The 21,685-nt window shown below is 72.3% G+C and carries 15 protein-coding genes; 14 read left to right on the top strand and 1 reads right to left on the bottom strand.

Annotation, left to right across the window (positions count from 1 at the left end):
- The first annotated feature begins 11 nt into the window (after window positions 1–11).
- From OG711_RS36705 to OG711_RS36640, 14 genes are all read left to right on the top strand, one after another.
- Window positions 12–752, top strand: coding sequence for a class I SAM-dependent methyltransferase (locus tag OG711_RS36705; protein ID WP_266511317.1), 741 nt, complete (start codon window positions 12–14; stop codon window positions 750–752).
- Complete coding sequence (gene rffA / locus OG711_RS36700) at window positions 749–1,954, top strand: dTDP-4-amino-4,6-dideoxygalactose transaminase (protein WP_073788408.1); 1,206 nt, start codon at window positions 749–751, stop codon at window positions 1,952–1,954. The genes OG711_RS36705 and rffA overlap by 4 nt, the downstream gene beginning before the upstream one ends.
- Window positions 1,951–3,216 (top strand): class I SAM-dependent methyltransferase, encoded by a 1,266-nt coding sequence (locus tag OG711_RS36695; protein WP_329563141.1) that lies wholly within the window; start codon window positions 1,951–1,953, stop codon window positions 3,214–3,216. The genes rffA and OG711_RS36695 overlap by 4 nt, the downstream gene beginning before the upstream one ends.
- The gene (locus OG711_RS36690) at window positions 3,213–4,271 is read left to right on the top strand and encodes a methyltransferase (protein WP_329563139.1); all 1,059 of its coding nucleotides are present in this window, start codon (window positions 3,213–3,215) and stop codon (window positions 4,269–4,271) included. The genes OG711_RS36695 and OG711_RS36690 overlap by 4 nt, the downstream gene beginning before the upstream one ends.
- Window positions 4,268–5,356 carry an alpha/beta hydrolase gene (locus OG711_RS36685; protein ID WP_329563136.1) on the top strand — a complete coding sequence of 363 codons (1,089 nt, stop codon included), beginning with the start codon at window positions 4,268–4,270 and terminating at the stop codon, window positions 5,354–5,356. The genes OG711_RS36690 and OG711_RS36685 overlap by 4 nt, the downstream gene beginning before the upstream one ends.
- A 49-nt stretch (window positions 5,357–5,405) precedes the next feature.
- Complete coding sequence (locus OG711_RS36680) at window positions 5,406–6,026, top strand: dTDP-4-dehydrorhamnose 3,5-epimerase family protein (RefSeq protein ID WP_329563134.1); 621 nt, start codon at window positions 5,406–5,408, stop codon at window positions 6,024–6,026.
- Entirely contained in the window at window positions 6,023–6,991 is a 969-nt protein-coding gene (gene rfbA, locus OG711_RS36675) for a glucose-1-phosphate thymidylyltransferase RfbA (RefSeq protein WP_329563132.1), read from the top strand. The genes OG711_RS36680 and rfbA overlap by 4 nt, the downstream gene beginning before the upstream one ends.
- A gap of 2 nt (window positions 6,992–6,993) precedes the next feature.
- Complete coding sequence (locus tag OG711_RS36670) at window positions 6,994–8,190, top strand: glycosyltransferase (protein ID WP_073788421.1); 1,197 nt, start codon at window positions 6,994–6,996, stop codon at window positions 8,188–8,190.
- A gap of 211 nt (window positions 8,191–8,401) precedes the next feature.
- A complete protein-coding gene (locus tag OG711_RS36665) occupies window positions 8,402–9,502 on the top strand; it encodes an FAD-dependent monooxygenase (RefSeq protein WP_329563129.1) in 1,101 nt (366 codons plus the stop codon).
- Between the two features lie 48 nt (window positions 9,503–9,550).
- On the top strand, window positions 9,551–11,881 hold the full coding sequence (locus tag OG711_RS36660) for an excinuclease ABC subunit UvrA (RefSeq protein WP_073788425.1): 2,331 nt from the start codon (window positions 9,551–9,553) through the stop codon (window positions 11,879–11,881).
- Window positions 11,882–11,993: 112 nt separating this feature from the next.
- Complete coding sequence (locus tag OG711_RS36655) at window positions 11,994–13,826, top strand: non-ribosomal peptide synthetase (protein WP_329563127.1); 1,833 nt, start codon at window positions 11,994–11,996, stop codon at window positions 13,824–13,826.
- A 6-nt stretch (window positions 13,827–13,832) separates the two neighbouring features.
- On the top strand, window positions 13,833–18,599 hold the full coding sequence (locus OG711_RS36650; protein WP_329563125.1) for a non-ribosomal peptide synthetase: 4,767 nt from the start codon (window positions 13,833–13,835) through the stop codon (window positions 18,597–18,599).
- 183 nt (window positions 18,600–18,782) lie between these two features.
- Window positions 18,783–20,228, top strand: a complete 1,446-nt coding sequence (locus OG711_RS36645; RefSeq protein ID WP_329563123.1) for an FAD-dependent oxidoreductase — start codon at window positions 18,783–18,785, stop codon at window positions 20,226–20,228.
- Window positions 20,225–20,737: a pyridoxamine 5'-phosphate oxidase family protein gene (locus OG711_RS36640; protein WP_329563121.1), complete on the top strand. Its 513-nt coding sequence runs from the start codon at window positions 20,225–20,227 to the stop codon at window positions 20,735–20,737. Before OG711_RS36645 ends, OG711_RS36640 begins: the two co-directional genes overlap by 4 nt.
- Here the strand turns inward: OG711_RS36640 and OG711_RS36635 are convergent.
- Window positions 20,691–21,608 carry a response regulator transcription factor gene (locus OG711_RS36635; protein ID WP_329563119.1) on the bottom strand — a complete coding sequence of 306 codons (918 nt, stop codon included), beginning with the start codon at window positions 21,606–21,608 and terminating at the stop codon, window positions 20,691–20,693. The genes OG711_RS36640 and OG711_RS36635 overlap by 47 nt on opposite strands.
- Window positions 21,609–21,685 lie beyond the last annotated feature (77 nt).

Genomic DNA, 21,685 nt, shown 5'->3' with positions numbered 1-21,685 from the left:
GGAACCCCGTCATGAACGAACTCGGCCTCGTCATGGGGCAGGACGCCTACGCACACGCCATCGCCGAGCAGGACCGCGAGCTGGAGTTCACCCTGCTGGACCGGCAGTGGACCCAGCTGGGCGGGGTGCTCGGCGGCGAGTACAACTACGCGACCGGGATGTTCGCGTCCGCGCTGCCGCACGAAGGTGTCACCAGCATGCTGGAGATGGGCTGCGGCTGCGGTGTCGCGTCGGTGATCGCCGCGCTCGCCGGGGTCCCGGAGGTGACCGCGCTGGACATCAACGAGGCGGCGGTACGCACCACCGAGCTGAACGCCCGGCGGCACGGAGTGCTCGACCGGGTGACCGCGAAGACCAGTGATCTGTTCGCGGCGCTGAAGCCGGACGAGTCCTTCGACCTGATCTTCTGGAACTCCCCGTTCATCGAGGCACCGCCCGAGCAGCGCCACGAGTCGGCGCTCGCCTACCACTTCTTCGACCCGGGGTACGCGATGCACCGGCGGTTCCTCGCCGGGGCCGCCGAGCGGCTGACGCCGCGAGGGCGGCTGTTCCTCGGGTTCAGCTTCGCGATGGGCAGCGCGGAGCGGCTGCGCGAGGTGGCCGGCGAGGCGGGGTTCACGGTGGGCGTCCACCGGCAGGAGTCCTTCTCGGTCCCCGCGCAGGAGATGGGCGACTCCCCGGTGTACGCGGCGCACGCCGACGACACCTCCCAGGTCCATATCGACTTCACCCTTCTGGAGCTGTCCCGATGAGCCTTGCCCCCGCCCCGCCGAGGGCGGTGCCGTTCCATGTCCCGCACACCGCCGAGCGGCAGGACGACTATCTGCGGCAGGTACTGGCGTCCGGGGACCTGGACGGCAACGGCCCCTACAGCGCGCGGGCCACCGAGATACTGGCCCGGATCACGGGCTCGCCGCATGTGCTGCTGACCCCGTCGTGCACCCACGCCCTGGAGATCGCGGCACTGCTGCTGGAACTGGCCCCGGGCGACGAGGTGGTGATGCCGTCGTTCACGTTCGCGCCGACGGCCAGCGCGGTGGCGATGCGCGGTGCGGTGCCGGTGTTCGTCGACTGCCATCCGGACACCCTGAACATGGACGAGTCGCTGCTGGAGGCGGCGCTCACCGAGCGGACCCGGGCGATCGTGGCGGTGCACTACGCGGGCGTGGCCTGCGAGATGCGGGAGATCCAGCGGATCGCCGACGCGTACGGCGTCCCCGTCATCGAGGACAACGCGCACGGTCTCGGCGCCACGTACCAGGGCAGGCCGCTGGGCGGCTTCGGGACGCTGTCGGCGCAGAGCTTCCACGCCACGAAGAACGTGCACTGCGGGAAGGGGGGCGCGCTGCTGGTGAACGACCCGGAGCTGGTCGAGCGGGCGACGATCATCCGCGACCGGGGCACCGACCGGCACCAGTACTTCCTGGGGCAGGTCGACAAGTACCGCTGGGTGGACCTGGGTTCGAGCTACATCCTCCCCGAGGTGCTGGCGGCGCTGCTGGCCGCGCAGCTGGAGGAGTTCGACGCCGTGCAGAAGCGGCGGCACGCGCTGTGGGACACCTACCACTCGGGGCTGGCCGGATGGGCGGCCGACGAGCGGGTGGCGCTGCCGACGGTGCCCGCCGACCGCGAGCACTCGGCGCATCTGTACCACCTGGTGCTGCCGTCCGAGGAGGACCGTACGGCGCTGCTCCAGCATCTGGCGGAGCGGGACGTCCGGGCCAGCGTGCACTTCCTGCCGCTGCACACCTCGCCCGCCGGACTGCGCTACGGGCGCAGCGCGCCGGGCGGCTGCCCGGTGTCGGAGCGGATCGCCGACCGGCTGGTGCGGCTGCCGCTGCACACCGAGCTGAGCGACGCGCAGGCCGGGCGGGTGGTGGAGGCGCTCGCCTCCTTCCGTACGGGGACCACTGCTGGCGCGGAGCGCGCCACCGATCGAGAGGACCGGTCATGACCAGCGACAACGTCCGATTCGTCACCGCCTGCCGGGTCTGCGGCGGCGAGGAGTGGCAGCAGGTGATCTCGTTCGGGGAGGTGCCGCTCGCCAACGGGTTCCTGGAGGGAGCCGACTCGGCCGCCCAGGAGCAGTCGTACCCGCTGGAGGTGATCTCCTGCCGGGGGTGCCGGCTGCTGAGCCTGACCGCCGTCGTCGATCCCCGGCTGCTGTACCGCACCTACTCCTACGTCACCTCCGACTCGGAGACGATGGCCCGCCATATGCGGACGGTGGTCCGGCTCTGCTCGGAGGGCGCGCGGCTGGCCGACGGCGATCTCGTCGTGGAGCTCGGCAGCAACACCGGTGACCAGCTCCTGGCGTTCCAGGAGGTGGGCGCGCGGGTGCTCGGCGTCGATCCGGCGCGCAACCTCACGGCGATCGCCGAGGACCGGGGGGTACCGACGGTCCCGGAGTACTTCGGCTCCGTGACAGCGGGAGCGGTGGCCGCCGAGCACGGCAGGGCGAAGCTGATCCTGGGCCGGCATGTCTTCGCGCACATCGACGATGTCGCCGATGTGCTGGCGGGGGTACGCGCGCTGCTCGCCGACGACGGGCTGTTCACCATCGAGGTGCCGTACGCGGTGGACCTGGTGGACGGGCTCGCGTTCGACACCATCTACCACGAGCACCTCTCGTACTTCCTGATCAGCACCCTGGACACACTGTTCGCCCGGCACGGGCTGCGCACGGTGGACGTGGAACGGCTGGCGGTGCACGGCGGTTCGGTGCTCGTGTCGGCGGGTCTCGCGGAGGGGACGCGTACGACCGGTGACCGGGTGCGTGAACTGATCGCGCACGAGCGGTCGGCGGGTCTGCTCACCGACGCGGTGTACGAGGACTTCGCCACCCGGGTACGGGGGACCTGCGACGGGCTGCGCGAGCTGGTGCGCGGGCTGGTCGCCGGTGGCAGCCGGGTCGCCGGGTACGGGGCGTCGGCCAAGGGCACCACCTTGCTGAACATGTGCGGGCTGGGCCGCGACGAGCTGGAGTTCTGCACCGACACCACCCCGCAGAAGCAGGGCCGGCTGACCCCGGGCACCCATCTGCCGGTGCTGGCGCCCGAGGACGTGGAGCGGCAGCCGGACTACTACCTGCTGCTGGCCTGGAACTACGCCGAGGAGATCATGCGCAAGGAATCGGCCTTTCTCGACGCGGGCGGCGGCTTCGTCGTCCCCGTGCCCGAACCGACCGTGCGCTCGCGGGCGGTGAGCGCTTCGTGAGCGGAAACGACGCGCGCTCCGCCGAGGAGCTGGGCCGGCTGGTGCCGGTGCTGTTCGGGTACGCGGCGTTCCAGCAGCTGAACGCGGGTTCCCAGCTGGGGCTGTTCGAACTGCTGGACGCGAAGGGGCCGCTGTCCGCCGAGCGGGTGGCGGAGGAACTGGGGATCGCCCGGCGGTCCGCCGACGTGCTGCTGCTGGGCACCACCGCGCTCGGTCTCACCGAGGCCGTGGACGGGACGTACCGTAACGGGCCGTCGATCGCCGCCGGGTTCCGCGAGGGGCTGTGGCCGGTGCTGCGGGACATCGTGGAGTTCCAGGACCGGGTCTCGTACCTGCCCGCCGGGGACTACACGGAGTCGCTGCGCACCGGCGAGAACGCCGGTATCCGGCACTTCCCGGGCACCACCCGCGATCTGTACACCCGGCTGTCGGGGGTGCCGGGGCTGGAGGAGCTGTTCTACCGCTGCATGCACTCCTGGTCGCGGCTGTCCAATCCGGTGCTGGTCGAGCAGACGGACTTCTCCGCCACCCGCCGGGTCCTGGACGTGGGCGGCGGTGACGCGGTCAACGCGATCGCCCTGGCCCGCGCGCATCCGTCGCTGCGGGTGACGGTGCTGGACCGGGCGGGCGCGCTGGAGGTCGCCGAGCGCAACATCCGGGAGGCCGGTCTGTCGGACCGCGTCGAGACGCACGCCGCCGACATCTTCACCGGCGCGTACCCCGGCGGCCACGACTGTGTGCTGTTCGCGCATCAGCTGGTGATCTGGTCGCCGGAGCAGAACGTGACACTGCTGCGGAAGGCGTACGAGGCGGTGGAGCCGGGCGGCCGGGTCCTGGTGTTCAACGCGTTCAGCGACGACGACGGGTCGGGACCGCTGTACGCGGCGCTCGACAACGTCTACTTCACGACGCTGCCCTTCCGGCACTCCATAATCTACCGGTGGGCACAGGTCGAGGGCTGGCTGCGCGAGGCGGGCTTCACCGAGGTGGGGCGCACCGTATCGGCGGGCTGGACCCCGCACGGTGTGGTCGGCGGCGTGCGGCGGGCGCCGTGAGCGACGCCCGGCAGGCGGTCGGCACGGCACGGAGCCGGATCGACCGGGAGCTGTCGCCGAGCACCCGGGCCAGGGACGCGGCGGGCACGCTCGCCGCGTACCGCACCCGCAGCGCGGCGGCCCGTGAGTCGCTGGCGTACCGGGCCGACATCGCCTACGGGCCGCATCCGGCGGAGCGGCTGCACCACTTCCCCCCGCGCCGGGCGGGTGCGCCGCTGGTGGTGTTCGTGCACGGCGGGCACTGGCAGGAGTCGAGCAAGGAGGACGCCTGCTTCGCGGCGCCCGCGCTGGTCGGGGCCGGGGCGGGCTATGTGGCCCTGGGTTACGGGCTCGCGCCCGAGCGGCCGCTGACGGAGCTGAGTGCCTCGGTAGAGCTCGGGCTGGCGTGGGTGCGTGAGCACGCGGTCGAGCTGGGCGGGCGGCCGGACGCGGTGTTCGCGGCGGGCAGCTCGGCCGGGGCGCATCTGGTGGCGATGGCGGCGGGCGGTCCGGACGGGCTGCCGCTGGCGGGGCTGTTCCTGCTGAGCGGTCTGTACGACCTGGAACCGGTGGTCGGGAGCTACGTCAACGACGCGCTGGGACTGACGGCCGGGCAGGCCCGGGAGCAGAGCCCGCTGTTCCGCGCGCCGCCGCGCGGCGGGCGGGTGCTGCTGGCCCGGGGCGAGCACGAGACGGACGAGTACGCCCGGCAGCAGGACGCGTTCGCGGCGATGCTGCGCGATGCGGTCGGCGGGGCGGGTGGTGGGGCCGGTGGCCACGGCGGACGGGAGCCGTCCGGGGTCGGGCCGGGTGGTGCCGGTGGCCGGGAGTCGTCCGGGGCCGGGCCGGGTGGTGCCGGTGGCCGCAGCGGCCGGGAGTCGTCCATGACCGGGCGCGGTGGTGCCGGTGGCCGTGAGGGCCAGGGCTCGGCCCCAGACGGCTCACCGACAGCCGGTCCGGCCGCGGACGGCAGGGCCATGGGCGGCCTGGCCGTCGACGACCTGGTCGTCAGGGGCCGCGACCACTTCGATCTGCCGTTCGACCTCGGGGACCCCACGACGGTGCTCGGCCGGGCGGTGCTCGACCGTCTCGGGCTCGCGCACTGAGCAGCCGTAGGTGCCAGGGGTCCGATCCGCAGCGCAGGGAGGCCGTGGTATGGAAGCACGGGAACTCGCCGTCGAGGGCGCGCTGGAGATCGTCCCACCGCTCTTCCCCGACCGGCGGGGCGCGTTCTGCCCGCTGTACGAGGAGGGCGGCTTCGCGGAGCTGCCCGGGGCCCCGCGGTTCCGGGTGGTGCGCAGCGGGCTGAGTGTGAACCACGCGGGGGTGGTGCGCGGGGTGCACTACTCCCGGGGCCTGTCCGGCACGGCGAAGGTCGTGCTGTGCGCGGCGGGTGAGGCCCTGGACCTGGTGGTGGACGTACGGGCCGGGTCGCCGACCTTCGGCCGCTGGGAGGGGGTACGGCTGTCGGCGGCCCGGCCGCGCGCCGTGTACTGCCCGCCGGGTGTCGGTCACGCGTTCGTGTCGCTGACGGAGGGCACCACCGTGGTCTATCTGATGTCCACCCCGTACCGGCCGGGCGACGAGCTGGCCGTCTCGGTGCTCGATCCCGTGCTGAGACTTCCGGTGCCCCGCCACCCCGAACCGGTGATGTCCGAGCAGGACCGTGCCGCGCCGCCGCTCGCCGAGGCGCTGGAACGCGGTCTGCTGCCGAGGTACGGAACGTCTACCGGGAACTCTTCGCCGGGTGTCCGGGAGAAGGAGGAGTCGACATGAAGGGCATCATCATGGCCGGCGGGTCGGGCAGCCGGCTCAAGCCGCTGACCGGCGTGCTCTCGAAGCAACTGCTGCCGGTCTACAACAAGCCGATGATCTACTATCCGCTGTCGGTGCTGATGCTGGCGGGGATACGGGACATCCTCATCATCTCCTCCCCCGCCCATCTGCCCATGTTCCGGGCGCTGTTCGGTGACGGCGGCGGTCTGGGGCTGCGCTTCACGTACGCGGAGCAGGAACATCCCGGCGGTATCGCCGAGGCGTTCCTGGTGGGGGCGGAGCACATCGGGGACGACTCGGTGTCGCTGGTGCTGGGCGACAACCTCTTCCACGGCCCCGGCTTCTCCGCGCTGCTGCGTGACCGGGCGCGGAACCTCGACGGGTGCACGATCTTCGGCTACCCGGTGCGTGACCCGCGGCGTTACGGCGTCGCCGAGGTCGCCGAGGATGGGCGGCGGCTGCTGAGCATCGAGGAGAAGCCCGAACGGCCGCGCTCCGAACTCGCCGTCACCGGGCTGTACATGTACGACAACGACGTCGTGGAGATCGCCAGGGGGCTGACCCCGTCGGCGCGCGGCGAGCTGGAGATCACCGACATCAACCAGGTGTACCTGGAGCGGGGCCGGGCCGAACTGGTGCGTCTGGGAAGGGGGTTCGTATGGCTCGACACCGGCACGCACGACGCGCTGCTGGAGGCCGGGCAGTACATCCAGATCCTGGAGAAGCGCCAGAGCGTACGGATCGCGTGTCTGGAGGAGATCGCGTACCGGATGGGCTTCGTCGGCGCCGATCAGTTGCGGCGGCTGAGCCATGAACACACGGACACCGACTACGGCACCTATCTGACCGAGCTGGCCGAGGCGGCGGCCGGTGAGCGGGTGCCCGACTCGCTGCCGCCCGAGTTCACCGCCGATCCGGCGGGACTGCCCTACGCGCCGCCCCGTGCCGGGGCGGCAAGGAGCTGATGATGCGATACCTGTTCACATCGATGCCGGTCTCCTCGCACCTGATGCCGCTGGTGCCGCTGGCGCACGCGGCGCTCGCGGCGGGCCACGAGGTACTGGTCGCCACCGGCGGCCCGGCGGCGCGCACCGCACGGGCGGCCGGGCTGGTCACCGTCGAGGCGGGCGAGAGGCTGCGGGCGCGGGAGCCGTACGAGGACCTGTTGCGCATGCTGGAGCGGGGCGAGGCCGGGACGGCCGCGGACGACGCGACCGCGTTCGCCGTGCACGGGCGGGCGTTCGGCGAGGTGGGGGCCCGGATGCTGGACGATCTGATCGGCATCGCGCGGACCTGGGGCGCGGACGCGGTGGTGTACCCGGGCATCCACTCCGCCGCGCTGATCGCCGCCCGCGCGGTGGGTGTCCCGGCGGTGCTGCACGGGTACGGCACCCCGCTGCCGACGTTCGGACCCGCCCTGGAGCATCTGGCCCCGCACGCGGCACGGGCCGGGGTGGAGAAGGTGTGGGAGGCGGAGATCGAGATCGACGTACTGCCGCCCTCGCTGTCCAACTTCACCGAGGTACCCACCGACATCGGACGCCCCGAGCATGTGCTGCGGATGCGCTACGGATGCTTCAACAACGGCGGCGATCTGCCCCGCTGGGCGCTGGAGCGGGGTGACCGGCCGCGGGTCACCGCCACCTGCGGGTCGGCCGCGACGATGACCCGGGAGGGCGCGCTGTACCGCGACATCGTGCTGGCCACCGAGGAGCTGGGCGCGGAACTGGTGCTGCTCACGGCGGACGCCGAGCTGCCGAAGCTGCCGAAGTCGCTGCCGCCGCATGTGCGGCCGGAGCGGTGGGTGCCGCTGCGGGAGCTGCTGGACAGCTGCGCGGCGGTGGTGCACCACGGCGGCTCGGGAACGATGCTGAGTTCGTTCGCGGCCGGGCTGGCGCAGGTGTCGCTGCCGATGCCGGGCACGGTCAACGTCAGCAACGCCCGGACGGTGACCGAGCGGGGCGCGGGCCCCACCCTCGACATCGACACGCTCGGCCCGGAGGCGGTGACGGCCGCGCTGGAAGCCGTACTGCGCGACCCGGCCCACGGCCGGGCGGCGCGGGAGGTCGCCGAGGAGATGGCGGCGATGCCGTCGGCCGCCGTGGTGATCGACCGGATCGGTGAGCTGCTGCCCCCGGCACGGGGCGCGGCGGCACGGGGCTGAGGCACCCGTACAGGCCCGGTCGGGTGCCGGTACGGACGGCCCTGGCCGAGCGGTCCCGGGCGAAGGGTCCTGGACGAAGGGTCCTGGACGAACGGTTCGGCACCGACCGACGCCGACCGCACCGGGTCCACCGCACCGCGCCGCCCTTCACCGCACCGCGCGACACCGCACCCCATGCACGCACCGCACCGCACCGCACCGAGGAGACACCGTGAGGATCGCTGTCAGCGGCGGCGGCCCGGCCGGGCTGGCGTTCGCCGCCTTCATGAAGCTGGCCGCCCCGGGGACCGAGGTCACCGTGTGGGAACGCCACCGGGTGGCCGACACCTACGGGTTCGGCGTCATCCTGCCGCCCGCCGCCACCGACACCGTCCGGCGTGCCGACCCGGTGCTCGCCGACGCGCTGGAACCGCACCTGACCCGATGGGCGGAGATCGCCGTGCGCCGGCACGGGCGGACCCTCAGCGTGTCCGCGCCCCCGCTGGGCGCGCTGAGCCGACGCGCGCTGCTGCGGGTGCTGCGCCGCCGGTGCGCGGAGCTGGGAGTCGTCCTGCACGAGGGCGTCCCGGCCCCGGACACCGACGCGCTGTCCTGTCTGTACGACCTGGTGGTGGCGGCCGACGGGGCCGGTTCGGCGACCCGTACGGCGCTGGCCGACCGCTTCGGCACCATGACCGCGCACACCGCGCCGCACTACATCTGGCTGGGGGCCGAGCGGGCCTTCGACTCGCTGTCCTTCTTCGTCGCCGACACCCCGGACGGCCCGGTGGTCGCCCACGCCTATCCGTTCGGTCCCGGGCGCGGCACCTTCCTGGTGGAGGCCGCGCACCGGCCGGACACCGGTGAGGTGGCCGCCCTGTTCGCGAAGCCCCTGGCCGGGGCGCGGCTGCTGGAGAACCGGTCCCGGTGGAGCCGATTCGTCCAGGTGCGCAACGCCGTCTGGTCCAGCGGCAACGTCGTGCTGCTGGGCGACGCGGCGCACACGGCGCACTACTCGATCGGTTCGGGCACCCGCCTCGCCCTGGACGACGCCCACGCGCTGGTCACCGCCCTGTGCGTGGAGCCGTCGCTGCCGAAGGCGCTGACGGCGTACGAGGCGGCCCGGCGCCCGGCGGTGGAGCACACCCAGCGCATCGGGGCGGCGAGCGCCGAGTGGTTCGCGGGCCTCACCGGGGCGCGCGGCGGTACGGACGCCTCGGCGGAGAAGTTCCTGGTGGACCTGGTCACCCGGGGTGGCCGGATCTCGATGGGCGACCTCGCGGCGGACGCCGCCGGGACCGCCACGGCGGGCACAGTGGTGAGAGGCCGATGACAGCAGGTCAGCGAGTGAACAGCGGCAAGTGAGGAGAGGGAATCGCCCATGCGCGAGGACAGGCAGCACATCGTGGTGACGGGGGCGCGGGCCAACAACCTCAAGGGGGTGGACCTGCGCATCCCGCTGGGCGTGCTGACGGTGGTGACCGGGGTGTCCGGCTCCGGCAAGTCGTCCGTCGTGTTCGGGACGATCGCGGTGGAGTCGCAACGGCAGCTCAACGAGGTGTTCCCCGCGTTCATCCGCAACCGGCTGCCGCGTTACGAGCGCCCCGAGTTCGACCTGATCGAGAACCTGGCCCCGGCGATCGTCGTGGACCAGAAGCCGGTGGGCGGCGGCACCCGTTCCACGGTCGGCACGATGACCGAGGTCAATCCGGTGCTGCGGGTGCTGTTCTCGCGGTACGGGGAGCCCAGCGCCGGACCGTCGAACTTCTACTCGTTCAACGACCCGCAGGGCATGTGCCCGCACTGCGACGGTCTCGGCGCCACCCTCCAGCTCGACCTGGACAAGCTGCTGGACCTCGACAAGTCCCTGAACGAGGGCGCGATCCGGCACTCCAACTTCGCGGTGGGCACCAACTACTGGAAGCGCTACGCGCAGATCAGCCGGTACGAGAAGGGGCGCGCCCGGGAGCAGGACCTGGAGCCGGTGTTCGACGCCGACAAGCCGCTGGCGCGTTACACGAAGCAGGAGATGGACCTGCTGCTGCACGGGGAAGGGTTCCAGACGATCCGCCCCGACGATCTCAACAACGTCGCCATCAACGACTACGAGGGTGTGGTGCCCCGCCTCACCCGGCGGTTCGTGAAGCCGGGTCTGGAATCGCTCAAGGACAAGGAGCGCAGGTCCACCGAGCAGGTCGTCACCGAGCGGACCTGCCCGGAGTGCGGGGGCGCCCGGCTGTCCCGGGCGGCCCTGGACTCGACGATCGACGGCCGCAACATCGCCGACTACTGCGCGATGGAGATCGGTGACCTGGTGACGGAGCTGGAGCGGGTGGCCGGGCGGTGGCCCGGCCCGGTCGTACCGGCCGCGCTGGCCTCGCTGCGCCGGATCGCCTCGGTGGGGCTGGGGTATCTCACCCTGAACCGGCCGACCCGCACCCTGTCGGGCGGTGAGGGGCAGCGGCTGAAGACGGTACGTCATCTGGGTTCGGCGCTGACGGGGATGACGTACATCTTCGACGAGCCGAGTGTGGGACTGCACGCCCATGACGTGGACCGGCTGAACCGGCTGCTGCTGGATCTGCGCGACAAGGGCAACACCGTGCTGATCGTGGAGCACAACCGCGATGTCATCGCCATCGCCGACCATGTCATCGACATGGGTCCGGAGGCGGGTGCGCGGGGCGGTGAGATCGTGTTCACCGGCACCGTGGAGAAGCTGGCGCACAGCGGGACGCTCACCGGCCGGCACTTCCGGGTCCAGCCCGGTCTCAAGCCCGCGCCCCGGACGGCGACAGGGCAGTTGTCGGTGCGTGGCGCGCGGCTGCACAATCTGCGCGAGGTGGACGTCGACTTCCCGACCGGGGTGCTGACGGTGGTCACCGGGGTCGCCGGGTCGGGCAAGTCCACCCTGGTGTCTAAGGTGTTCACCCAAGAGCATCCGCGGGCGATCGTGCTGGACCAGTCGGCGGTGGGCATGAACCCCCGGTCCACCCCGGCGACGTACACCGGTATCTGGGACATGGTGCGCAAGCAGTACGCGAAGGCGCACGGGCTGGACGCGAGCCTGTTCAGCTTCAACGCCAAGGGCGCCTGTCCCGAGTGCAAGGGGCGCGGCACGATCACCACCGATCTGGCGTTCCTGGACCCGGTGACCACGGTGTGCGAGCTGTGCGAGGGCAGCCGTTATCGCGCCGATGTACTGGAGCACCGGGTGAAGGGCCTCGATATCGCCCAGGTGCTGGACCTCACGGTGGCCGAGTCCCGGGACCACTTCGACGACCCGGCCGTCGTACGCCGTCTGGACCCGCTGCACGAGGTCGGCCTGGGCTATCTGACGCTGGGCAGGCCCTTGTCGATGCTGTCGGGCGGTGAGCGCCAGCGGGTGAAGCTCGCGGACCGGCTGCACGAGCGCGGCAGTGTGTACGTGTTCGACGAGCCGACCACCGGGCTGCACATGGCGGATGTCGGCAATCTGCTGGCGCTGCTGGACCGGCTGGTGGACGCGGGCAACACGGTCATCGCCATCGAGCACGACCTGGACGTCGCCAAGCACGCCGACTGGATCATCGACATCGGGCCCGGTGCGGGCGAGCACGGCGGCCGGGTGGTGTTCACCGGTACGCCCGCCGAGATGGCGGAGTCCGCCGACACCACGACCGCCCGGTTCCTGAGGGCGTCGCTGCCCGCGGCGGAACCGTCCACCGCCTGACCCGTCCCCGTCCCTTCCGCCCCCCATATCTCCGTCACGACGACGGCCCGGCGCACCCGGTGTGCGCCGGGCCGTCGTGCGTCCACCCGACCTTCCGTCCGCTGGAGTCTGCATGCATGCCATCGAAGAACTGAAGGACGTGCCCGCTCTGACCACCGCTTTCGAGACCGCCGCCGCGGTCGCGGCGGAGAAGACCGCGCTGGAGTACGGAACGGCCTCGCTCACCTACCGCGAGCTCAACGCGTCCGCGAACCGTCTCGCCCGCCGGCTGGAGCGCGAGGGGGTGACGCCGGGCAGCCGGGTGGGCCTGCACATGTCGCGGTCGCTGGAGCTGTACGTCGTCATCCTGGCGGTGCTGAAGGCGGGGGCGGTGGTGGTGCCGCTGAATCCGGCGCACCCGGTGTCCGTGCGCCGGGCGATCGTCCGTGAGGCGGCGCCACCGCTGACCCTGCGGGACGTACCGGCGGGCCTGGGGTCGGTGACCGCCGAGCGGGACGTGCACGAGCTGCTGTCCGACAGCGCCACGTACGGGAGCGGGAACCTGCCGGAGCCGGTGGACCCGGCGAGCACCGCGTATCTGATGTTCACCTCCGGGTCCACGGGCCGTCCCAAGGGGGTGCTCGTCCCGCACCGGGCGATCGCCCGGGTCGCCGAGCACAACGGCGAGGCGGAGGTGCGTGACGACGACTGCTTCCTCCAGCTCGCCCCGTACTCCTTCGCCGCGTCCACCACGGAGATCTGGCTGAGCCTGCTGCACGGGGCACGGGTGGTGGTACCGCCGCCGCAGCTGCCGTCGCTGCCGGATCTGGCGGCGACGATCACCGAGCGGAAGGTGACGTTCCTGAATCTGCCGTGCGGACTGTTCAACCTGCTCGTGGACGGCTACCCGCAGGCGCTGGCCGGGGTGCGCACGGTCATCGTCAGCGGTGACTTCCCCTCCCCCGTCCATCTCTCACGCGCCCTGAAGGCCGTCGGCGGCACCGTGTACAACGCGTACGGCTGCACGGAGAACTCGGCGCTGACCGCCGTGCACGCCCTCGACGAGGACGATCTGCGCCGCCAGGTGTTCCCGGTGGGGCTGCCGTTGCCCGGGGTGGGGCTGCATGTGCTGCGTGACGATCTCACCCCGTGCGGGCCCGGTGAGGTGGGTGAGCTGTGCGTCAGCGGCGCGGGGCTCGCCCAGGGCTATCTCGACCAGCCGGAGCTGACCGCCCGCAAGTTCCCCGAGCTCGACGGGACGCGGGTGCTGCGTACCGGCGACATGGCACGCACGACACCGGAGGGCGAGGTCGTGCTGTCGGGGCGGGCGGACCAGATGGTCAAGATCCGGGGCTTCCGGGTGGAGCTGCGCGAGGTCGAACTCGCCGCGGAGGAGACCGGCGCGGTGAAGCGGGCGGTGGTGCGCGCGGTGGACGCGGCGGACGGGCTGCGCGAGCTGGTGCTGTTCTGCACGACCGCCACCGGGGAGCCGCCCGGCACCGAGGCGCTGCTGTCGCAGCTGCGCGGACGGCTGCCCGACTACATGCTGCCCGCGCGGGTGCACCATCTGTCCGAGCTGCCGCTGAACCACAACGGGAAGCTGGACCGTATGGCCCTCCAGGAGCCGCGCGCGGTGCTGGTCGAGCCGGACGACGGGCAGGCCACGACGGCGGCCGACGATCCGGTCGCGTCGACGGTCGTCGGACTGCTGGCCGGGGTGACGGGCCGCGAACGGATCGGCACCGCGGACTCGTTCGTGCTGTCCGGCGCCAACTCGCTCCAGCTCATCCGGCTCGCCGCGAACATCCAGGACGTGATGGGGGTGGGCGTACGGGCCGAGGACATCTTCCAGCACGACAACGCCGAGTCCCTGGCAGGGCACATACGCGCGCTGCGGGACGGCACCGCCGGGGACGGCACGGCCCCGGACGGCGGACCCGCGGACGAAGAGACGGCACGGAGGTGACCGCTCATGACTGACCCCCTGCTCAGCGTCGTCCTGGACCGCTGGCGGCACACCACGGGCCGCCCGGACGCGACGGCCGACGACCCGTTCGCCGCGAGCCACGCCGACGCCTACGCCGCCGATCTCAAAGCCCTGCTGGGCCTGGACGTCGGCGCGCGCGACATCGCCCGGTGCGGCACCCCCCGCGCCCTGTCCGACCTGCTGCGCGCCCGCCGCCGGGAAGGCGCCCCCCGTACCGGCCGGGCGGCCGGCACGGACACCGGGACCACGCCGGGACCGGCAAGCGGAGCCACCGACAGCGGCATCGGCACCGCGACCGACGCGGAGACCGAGGCGACGTCCGGCCAGGCCGGGATCTGGTACGCGTGCGAGTTCGGTGACCCGACCGCGTACAACTCGCCCGTGCTGCTGCGTTTCCCCCGGTCGCTGGACGCCGGGCTGCTGCGGCGGGCGCTGCGGCATGTCGTCGCACGGCACGAGAGTCTGCGGACCACCTTCGCGATGGCGGACGACGGGCGGCTGATGCTGCGGGTGGCGGCCGAACCGGACTTCGGCTTCGCGACGGCGACCGCGTCCGGCGAGGACGCCCTCACGGCTCTGACGGCCGAGTTCGCGGGCAGGCGGCTGGACCTGCGGTCGGGACCTCTGCTGCACGTACTGTGCGTGGAGACCGGCACGGGCGGTACGGACGGTGCGGACGGCATGGCCCGTACGGAAGGCGCGGACGCCACGAGCGGTACGGAAGGTGCGGGCGGCACCGGGGGCGCGGGCGGCACGGCCCTTCTGGTGAACGTGCACCACGCCGTGTTCGACGGGTTCTCCTGGTCGGTCCTGCTGAACGAGTGGCTGACGCTCTATCAAGACCTCGCCGCAGGGGCAGAGTTCACTCCCCCGCCGCACGCCCCGCAGTTCCGGGAGGTCGTGACCGGCCGGACGGGCGGGCCGGACCCGCAGGCGTCACTGGAGCACTGGACGAAGCATCTCGCGGGCGTACCCGCGCTGCTCGATCTGCCGCTGGACCGTCCGCGCGGGCCCAGCGCCGCCACGGCACACGCCGTACGGACCGTACTGACCGGCGCCGAGGCCGGGCGGCTGCGGGAGCGGGCGGCTGCGGAGGGCGTGACCCCGCTGATGGCGCTGCTCGCGGCCTACGCCGTGCTGCTGCACCGGCACACCGGTCAGACGGATCTCGCGGTCGGGGTGCCGGTGTCGCTGCGCGACCGGGCCATGGACCAGGAGGTGATCGGGCACCTGGTCAACACGGTCGTGCTGCGGCACCGGGTCACCTCCGGGGACACCGTGCGGGAGCTGCTGGCGCGGACCCGCCGGGAGGTGCTGTCCGCGATGCGCCACAAGGACGCGGCGTTCGAGGACGTGGTGAAGGCGGTGGGCTCGGGCGAGGACGGCGGCCGTTCCCCGCTGTTCCGGACGATGGTCACGCTGATGCCCAGGGAACGCCGGGTGCTGGGGCATCTGGGGTTGGGTGTCACGGAGTGGCGGCATGTAAGCGGCGCCCCCAAGTACGACCTCGCGCTGATCGTGGAGGAGGGCGCCGAGGAGCTGGGGCTGACCTTCGAGTACGACCCGGCGCTGTTCGACACCGCGACCGTCGAGCGGATCGTGGGCCGGTTCCGTGTGCTGCTGGCCGATCTGCTCGACCGGCCGGGCGGTACGGTCGGTGAGCTGCGCTGGGTGCCCGAGCGGGAACTGCGGGAGCTGGCGGCCGTCTGGCACGGGCCCGCCGACGACCGGCCCGCGAAGGGGTCGGTGACCGACCTGTTCGAGGATCGGGCGGCACGGTCCCCGGACGCCACCGCCGTCGAGACGGTGGACGGGACCGTCCTGTCGTACCGTCGGCTGAACACCCGGGCGAACCGGCTGGCGCGGGCCCTGCGGCTGCGTGGCGCACGGCCCGGGACGCGGGTCGGGGTCCTGCTGGAGCGCGGCCCGGAGGCGGTCGTCGCGCTGCTGGCGGTACTCAAGGCCGGGGCCTCCTTCGTGCCGCTGGACCCGGCCTATCCGGCGGAGCGGGTCGCGCTGATGCTGGCCGACTCCCGGCCCCGTCTGCTGCTCACCCGGGGGGTCACGGACATCCCGCGTCCCGACGGGACCGAGGTGTTCGACCTGGCCGCCGAGGCGGGGCGGCTGCGGGAGCTGGACGGGGCGGACCTGCCGGAGCGCCGGCGTCCGGACGACGAGATGTACGTGGTGTACACCTCGGGGTCGACGGGACGGCCGAAGGGGGTGGCCATCCAGGACTTCACCCTGACCAATGTGGCGTACCGCCAGGCGGAGCTGTCCGGGCCGCGCGCGGCCTCGCGGATGCTCCAGTACATGTCGCTGTCCTTCGACGTGTCCTTCGAGGAGATCTTCGGCGCGCTGTGCGCCGGGGCGACACTGGTCCTGACCGACGAGGAGACCCGGACGGATCTGCACCGGCTGGCCGGGTATCTGCGGGAGCGGCGGGTGGCCCGGATGTTCCTGCCGTACGTGGCCCTCCAGGAGCTGGCGTCCGTCGTCGTGCGCGGGAACATCCCGCTGCCGGAGCTGGCCGAGGTGTACACCACGGGCGAGCAGCTGGTGGTGACACCCGCGCTGCGGGAGATGTTCGGCCGCTTGACGGACGCCGGGCTGATCAACGCGTACGGGCCCTCCGAAGCGCATCTGTGCACCGCGCTGCGGCTGCCCGCGGACCCCTCGTCCTGGCCGGAGCGGCCGTCCATCGGGCACACGGTGGGCGAGGTGCGGATGTATGTGCTGGACGGGGACCGGCGGCCGGTGCCGTTCGGGGTGCCGGGCGAGCTGTACGTGGGCGGGCGGGTCCTGTCGCCGGGATATCTGAATCTGCCGGAGCAGACCGCGGAGCGCTATCTGCCCGACCCGTACGACACCACGCCGGGTGCCCGGCTGTACCGCACCGGGGACCTGGTGAAGTGCACCCCCCGGGACGGGTTCACGCATCTGGGGCGGGTCGACGAGCAGATCAAGATCCGGGGGCACCGGATCGAGCCCGCCGAGGTGGAGGCCGTCCTGGGTGATCTGCCGTCGGTGACCGCGTCGGCCGTGGTCGCGGTGGAGCACGGGCCCGGGGACCGGCGGCTGGTCGCCTTCCTGCGGTCCGACCCCTCGCCCGGCCCGGACGGCGAGCCGGACCGTGAGCCGGACGAGGCCGCGTTGCGGCGGCTGCTGGGCCGCACGCTGCCCGCGTATCTGGTGCCGTCCCGCTTCGTGCGGGTCGTCCAGCTGCCGACGGCGCCCAGTGGCAAGACCGACCGGGCGGCCCTGGCCGTCATGGCGGCGGCGCTGCCACCGCCGCGCGGGGCCGTGACCGCCGAACGTCCGCTGACGGAGACCGAGCAGGGCGTCGCCCGGGTGTGGGGCGAACTGCTGGGCGGGGCCGGGAGCGGGCCGGACGACGACTTCTTCGGCCAGGGCGGCCACTCGCTGCTGGCGGTGCGGCTGCGCGGCCGGCTCCAGGAGGAGTACGGGGTCGAGGTCCCGCTGAGCGCGCTGCTCAGCCAGCCGACGGTGGCGGGTATGGCGGCGCGGGTGGAGCGGGCGCTCACCGGGGACAGCGGGCCGGACGACGCGGGCGAGCCCGATCTGTGGGCCGATGTACGGCTGCCGGACAGCGTGGACGTGTCCCACGGCGCGCGGCCCATGGGTCCGGGTGTCGCGCGGACGGTGCTGCTGACCGGAGTGACCGGCTTCCTCGGGGTCCATCTGCTCCGCTCGCTGCTGGCCGCGGGCTGTGTCGTGCACTGTCTCGTGCGGGCCGGCTCCACCGAGGAGGCGACGCGCCGCGTCCTGGACAGCGCGCGCCTGTACCGGGCCGACGAGGGGCTGGACCTGTCGCGGGTACGGGCGGTGCCCGGGGATCTGTCGCGGGAGCGGTTCGGGCTGGCCGACGGGGTGTACCGGGAGCTGGCCGGCCAGGTGGAGGCCGTGTACCACGCGGCGGCGCACATCAACTTCGCCGCGCCGTACGCGTCGGTGCGGCCGACGAACGTGGACGGGTTCGTACGGGTCGCCGAGTTCTGCGCCGACACCGTGCTCAAGCCGCTCCACCATATGTCCACGCTCGCCGTGTTCTCGCCGGAGGGACCGGCCGGGTACATCGACGAGGACACCGTGCCGGAGGTGGCCGAGGGACTCGGTATCGGCTACGCGCAGAGCAAGTGGGTCGCCGAACGGCTCGCGATGGCGGCCCGCGAACGCGGGGTGCCGGTGACGGTGTACCGGATCGGGCGGATCGGGCCGGACTCCGTGAGCGGCGCGTGCCGCACGGACGACTTCTTCTGGCTCCAGATCAAGAGCTTCCTGCAACTGGGGCTCGCGCCGGAGGTGCCGGGGCCGCCGGTGGACCTGCTGCCCGCCGATGTCGTCGCGGACGCGGTCGTCCTGCTGTCCGGGGCCGAGGCCGCGTTCAACAGGACCGTGCATGTCTTCCATCCGGTCGGCATGGGCTGGGACTCGGTGTTCGCGGCCCTGGAGTCGCTGGGCCGGGCGCCCCGCATGGTGTCGGCCGACGAGTGGCTGGCGGCGCTGGAGGCGGGGCCCGCCGAGGACGGTGACCGTTCCCTGGCGAGCCTGGTGCCGCTGTTCCGTGAGGGCGTCATGGAACTGGCCGACCACAGCTACGGCAACGACCGCACGGTCCGGCTGCTGCGGGACCTGGGGCTGGAGCTGCCCGTCCCCGAACCGTCGTGGATCACCTCCATGGTGCGGTACTTCACCGAGACGGGCCAGGTCCCCGCACCGCGCGTGCCGTGAGGCGCACCGCGAATGCCATGCGACGCACCCCGCCTGCTGTGAGGCGTACCGCGTGTGCCATGCGACGCGCAGCGCCCGGAACCGCACGGCCCCCCGTCGAGGACGTCAGGGCCCGCGGCGGAACCCCACCCGCCGAAGGCCGTCCCGCACCGGGGCCGACACCCCCACAGGAAGGAACCCCCCGTGTCAGAAGCCAGGCGCCGCGTCAGGGCCGTCATCGTGGGAGCCGGCCCGGTGGGCTGCCTCCTCGCCATCGAGCTGCGCCGACGCGGCTTCGAGGTGGAGATGCACGAAAAGCAGTCCGCCGGGACCATGACCTCCGCCGGGACCGCCCGCTCCTTCAATCTGACCCTCACCCACCGCGGGTCGAGCGCGCTGCGCCCGGCCCTGCGGGCCCAGCTCTACGAGGTGGGGCAGGTGCTGCGGCAGCGCACCGTGCACCACCGGGACCGTACGCCCACCCATCAGCCGTACGGGGTGCGGGACGACCACCATCTGCTGTCGGTGCCGCGCGCCGCGCTTCAGCGCATCCTTCTGGCTCAGGCGCTGGCCGCCGGGGCCGTGGTGCACTTCGGGCACTCCTGTGTCGCGGCGGACGCGCATCGCGCGGAGGCGGTGTTCGTGACCGGTGACGGCGGGGTGTGCCGGGCCACCGGGGACATCCTGATCGGCTGCGACGGCGCGAACAGCACCCTGCGTCATGAACTGTCGAAGTCGGGCGCGCGGATGCGTATCCATCAGGAGTACATCTCGCACGGCCATGTCGAGCTGACGATGGAGCCGGATGCCGCGCGGGCACTGAGCCGGGACCGGATGCATCTGTGGCCGCGCGGCGACCACTTCCTCCAGGCGCAGCCCAACCGGGACGGCACCGCGACGACCACCCTGTTCATGCCGGTCGACAGCCGTGCCGGCGAGCTGCGGTTCCGGGCCTTCCCCGGCCGGGACGCCGTACGCGGGCACTTCGAGCGGGAGTACCCGGACATCGCGGACGCGCTTCCCCGGGTGACGGGTGAGGTGTGGGACGCGCGCCCCGCGCTGCTGAAGGTGGTGCGCTGCGCCCCTTACCACTACGCGCGCGCGGTGCTCGTCGGGGACTCGGCGCACACGATGGTCCCGTTCTACGGCCAGGGCATCAATTGCAGCTTCGAGGACGCGGAGGTGCTGTGCGGGCTGCTGGACCGTCATCTGGCCGCCGACGCCGACCGGCACGGGGCGATACGGGCGGCGGTGGCGGACTTCAGCGAGCTGCGGGTGGAACCCGGCCAGGCGATAGCGGATCTGTCGATGGCGAACCTGGAGGAGCTGAACACCCATATAGACGACGAGCTGTTCCATCTGCGCAAGGGGCTGGAAGCGCGGCTGCATCAGCGCTACCCGCGGGACTTCACCCAGCTCTACCAGCTCGTCGCGTTCACCCGTACCCCGTACGACGAGGTCGTGCGGCGCAGCGAGCGGGACCGGCATGTGCTGGACCTGCTGTGCGAGAAGTACGACCCGCGGACCCAGGCCGACGAGATCATCGCGTGCTACCCGGACCTCGCCCGCGATGTGGAGAGCACCGCGTCGCCCGGGCCCATGCTGTCGCCGGGTCCCGCCGGGACCTCACGATCAGGGGAGCTGTCATGAGCGATCATCCGTACGACGTGGAGCTGGACCCCCGGTACACCAGCCCGGGGGCCCAGCCCGCCCAGTGGACCGAGACCCGGACCACGCTCGCCGAGGCGGAGCTGTACTGGATCTCCACGGTCCGCCCGAGCCCGCGGCCGCACATCACGCCGGTGGCGGGGGCGTGGCACGACGGTGCGCTGTGGTTCTGTTCGCAGCCGCACGAACGCAAGGTCCGCAACCTGGTCTCCAATCCGCGCTGCTCGCTGCTGACCGGTACGAACCGGATGGACAGCGGGGTGGACATCGTGCTGGAGGGGCAGGCGGAGCGGGTCACGGACACGCGGCGGCTGGAGGAGGCCGCCGAGGTCTTCCGCCACAAGTACGGCCCGCGCTGGGACTATGTCGTGGAGAAGGACATGCTCAGCGGTTCGGTGGGCCGGTCGTGGGCCTTCTCGGTGGCTCCCCGGACGGTGTTCGCGTTCACCAAGGGCCTGGTCGCGCAGACCCGTTGGAGCTTCGCACCTTGAACAGCCGGGGCAGGGCCAGGTCGGCCACGCCCGGCGTCCGGTCCGGTTTCACCGGGCCGGGGGCCGGCTGGTCCGGCTCGGCGGCGGACAGCCCGAAGCGGAAGCCGACCCCGCGGATGGTGGTGATCCATTCGCTGTTGCCGAGTTTGCCGCGCAGGCTGCTGACATGGGTGTCGATGGTCCGGCTCTCCTGGACGCTGATCCGGTTGTCCGCCGGATAGTCCCAGACGTCGGACATCAACTCCTGTCTCTGGAATATGCGTTCGGGTTCCGCGGCCAGCCGGTGGAGCAGGTCGAACTCCTTCCGGGTCAGGGTGAGCGTGATCCCGTCCAGCCGGGCCTCGCGGCGCTTCGGATCGATGACGAGCGGGCCGAACCGCAGCAGTTCGGTCATCCCTCCCGTGGTCGGTTCGGTCGGGTTACGGGTACCGGTGCGGCGTAGCACGGCCTTGATCCGGGCCACCAGCTCGCGGGCCCGGTAGGGCATGTCGACGCAGTCGTCGCAGCCCGCCTCCAGCAGCAGCACCCGGTCCACCTCGGCCTCGGAGGAGGTGAAGCCGATGATCGGCACATCACTCACCTGCCGGATGAACTGGCACACCGACACCCCGTCGAGATCGGGCAGGTCGGTGTCCAGCAGTACGAGGTCGCTGTCGTGGTGGGTGTCCAGCGCGATGCTGCCGCTGGCGGCGATCGCGGCGGCGTATCCATGCCGTTGCAGGTCCTGCTTGAGCGTTTCGACCGATGGACAGTCCGAGGCGACCAGGATGTGCGGTCTCGGGGCGGCGGGTCCGCGGCGCTCGGTCTGAGCGGCGGCCGGACCTCCCTTGACGCACGTGATCCTGCGTAAGTTCCGGCCCTCGCCAGACACAACAAGTCTCCCTGTTCGTGAAGTCCTTCTTCGGCCCTCAGTACGGACGTGACAGTGCCGTGCTCGCACCGCCTTCC

It is taken from the genome of Streptomyces uncialis, assembly GCF_036250755.1.
GTDB classification, from domain to species: domain Bacteria; phylum Actinomycetota; class Actinomycetes; order Streptomycetales; family Streptomycetaceae; genus Streptomyces; species Streptomyces uncialis.
This window is presented reverse-complemented; position numbering and strand designations above follow the sequence as displayed.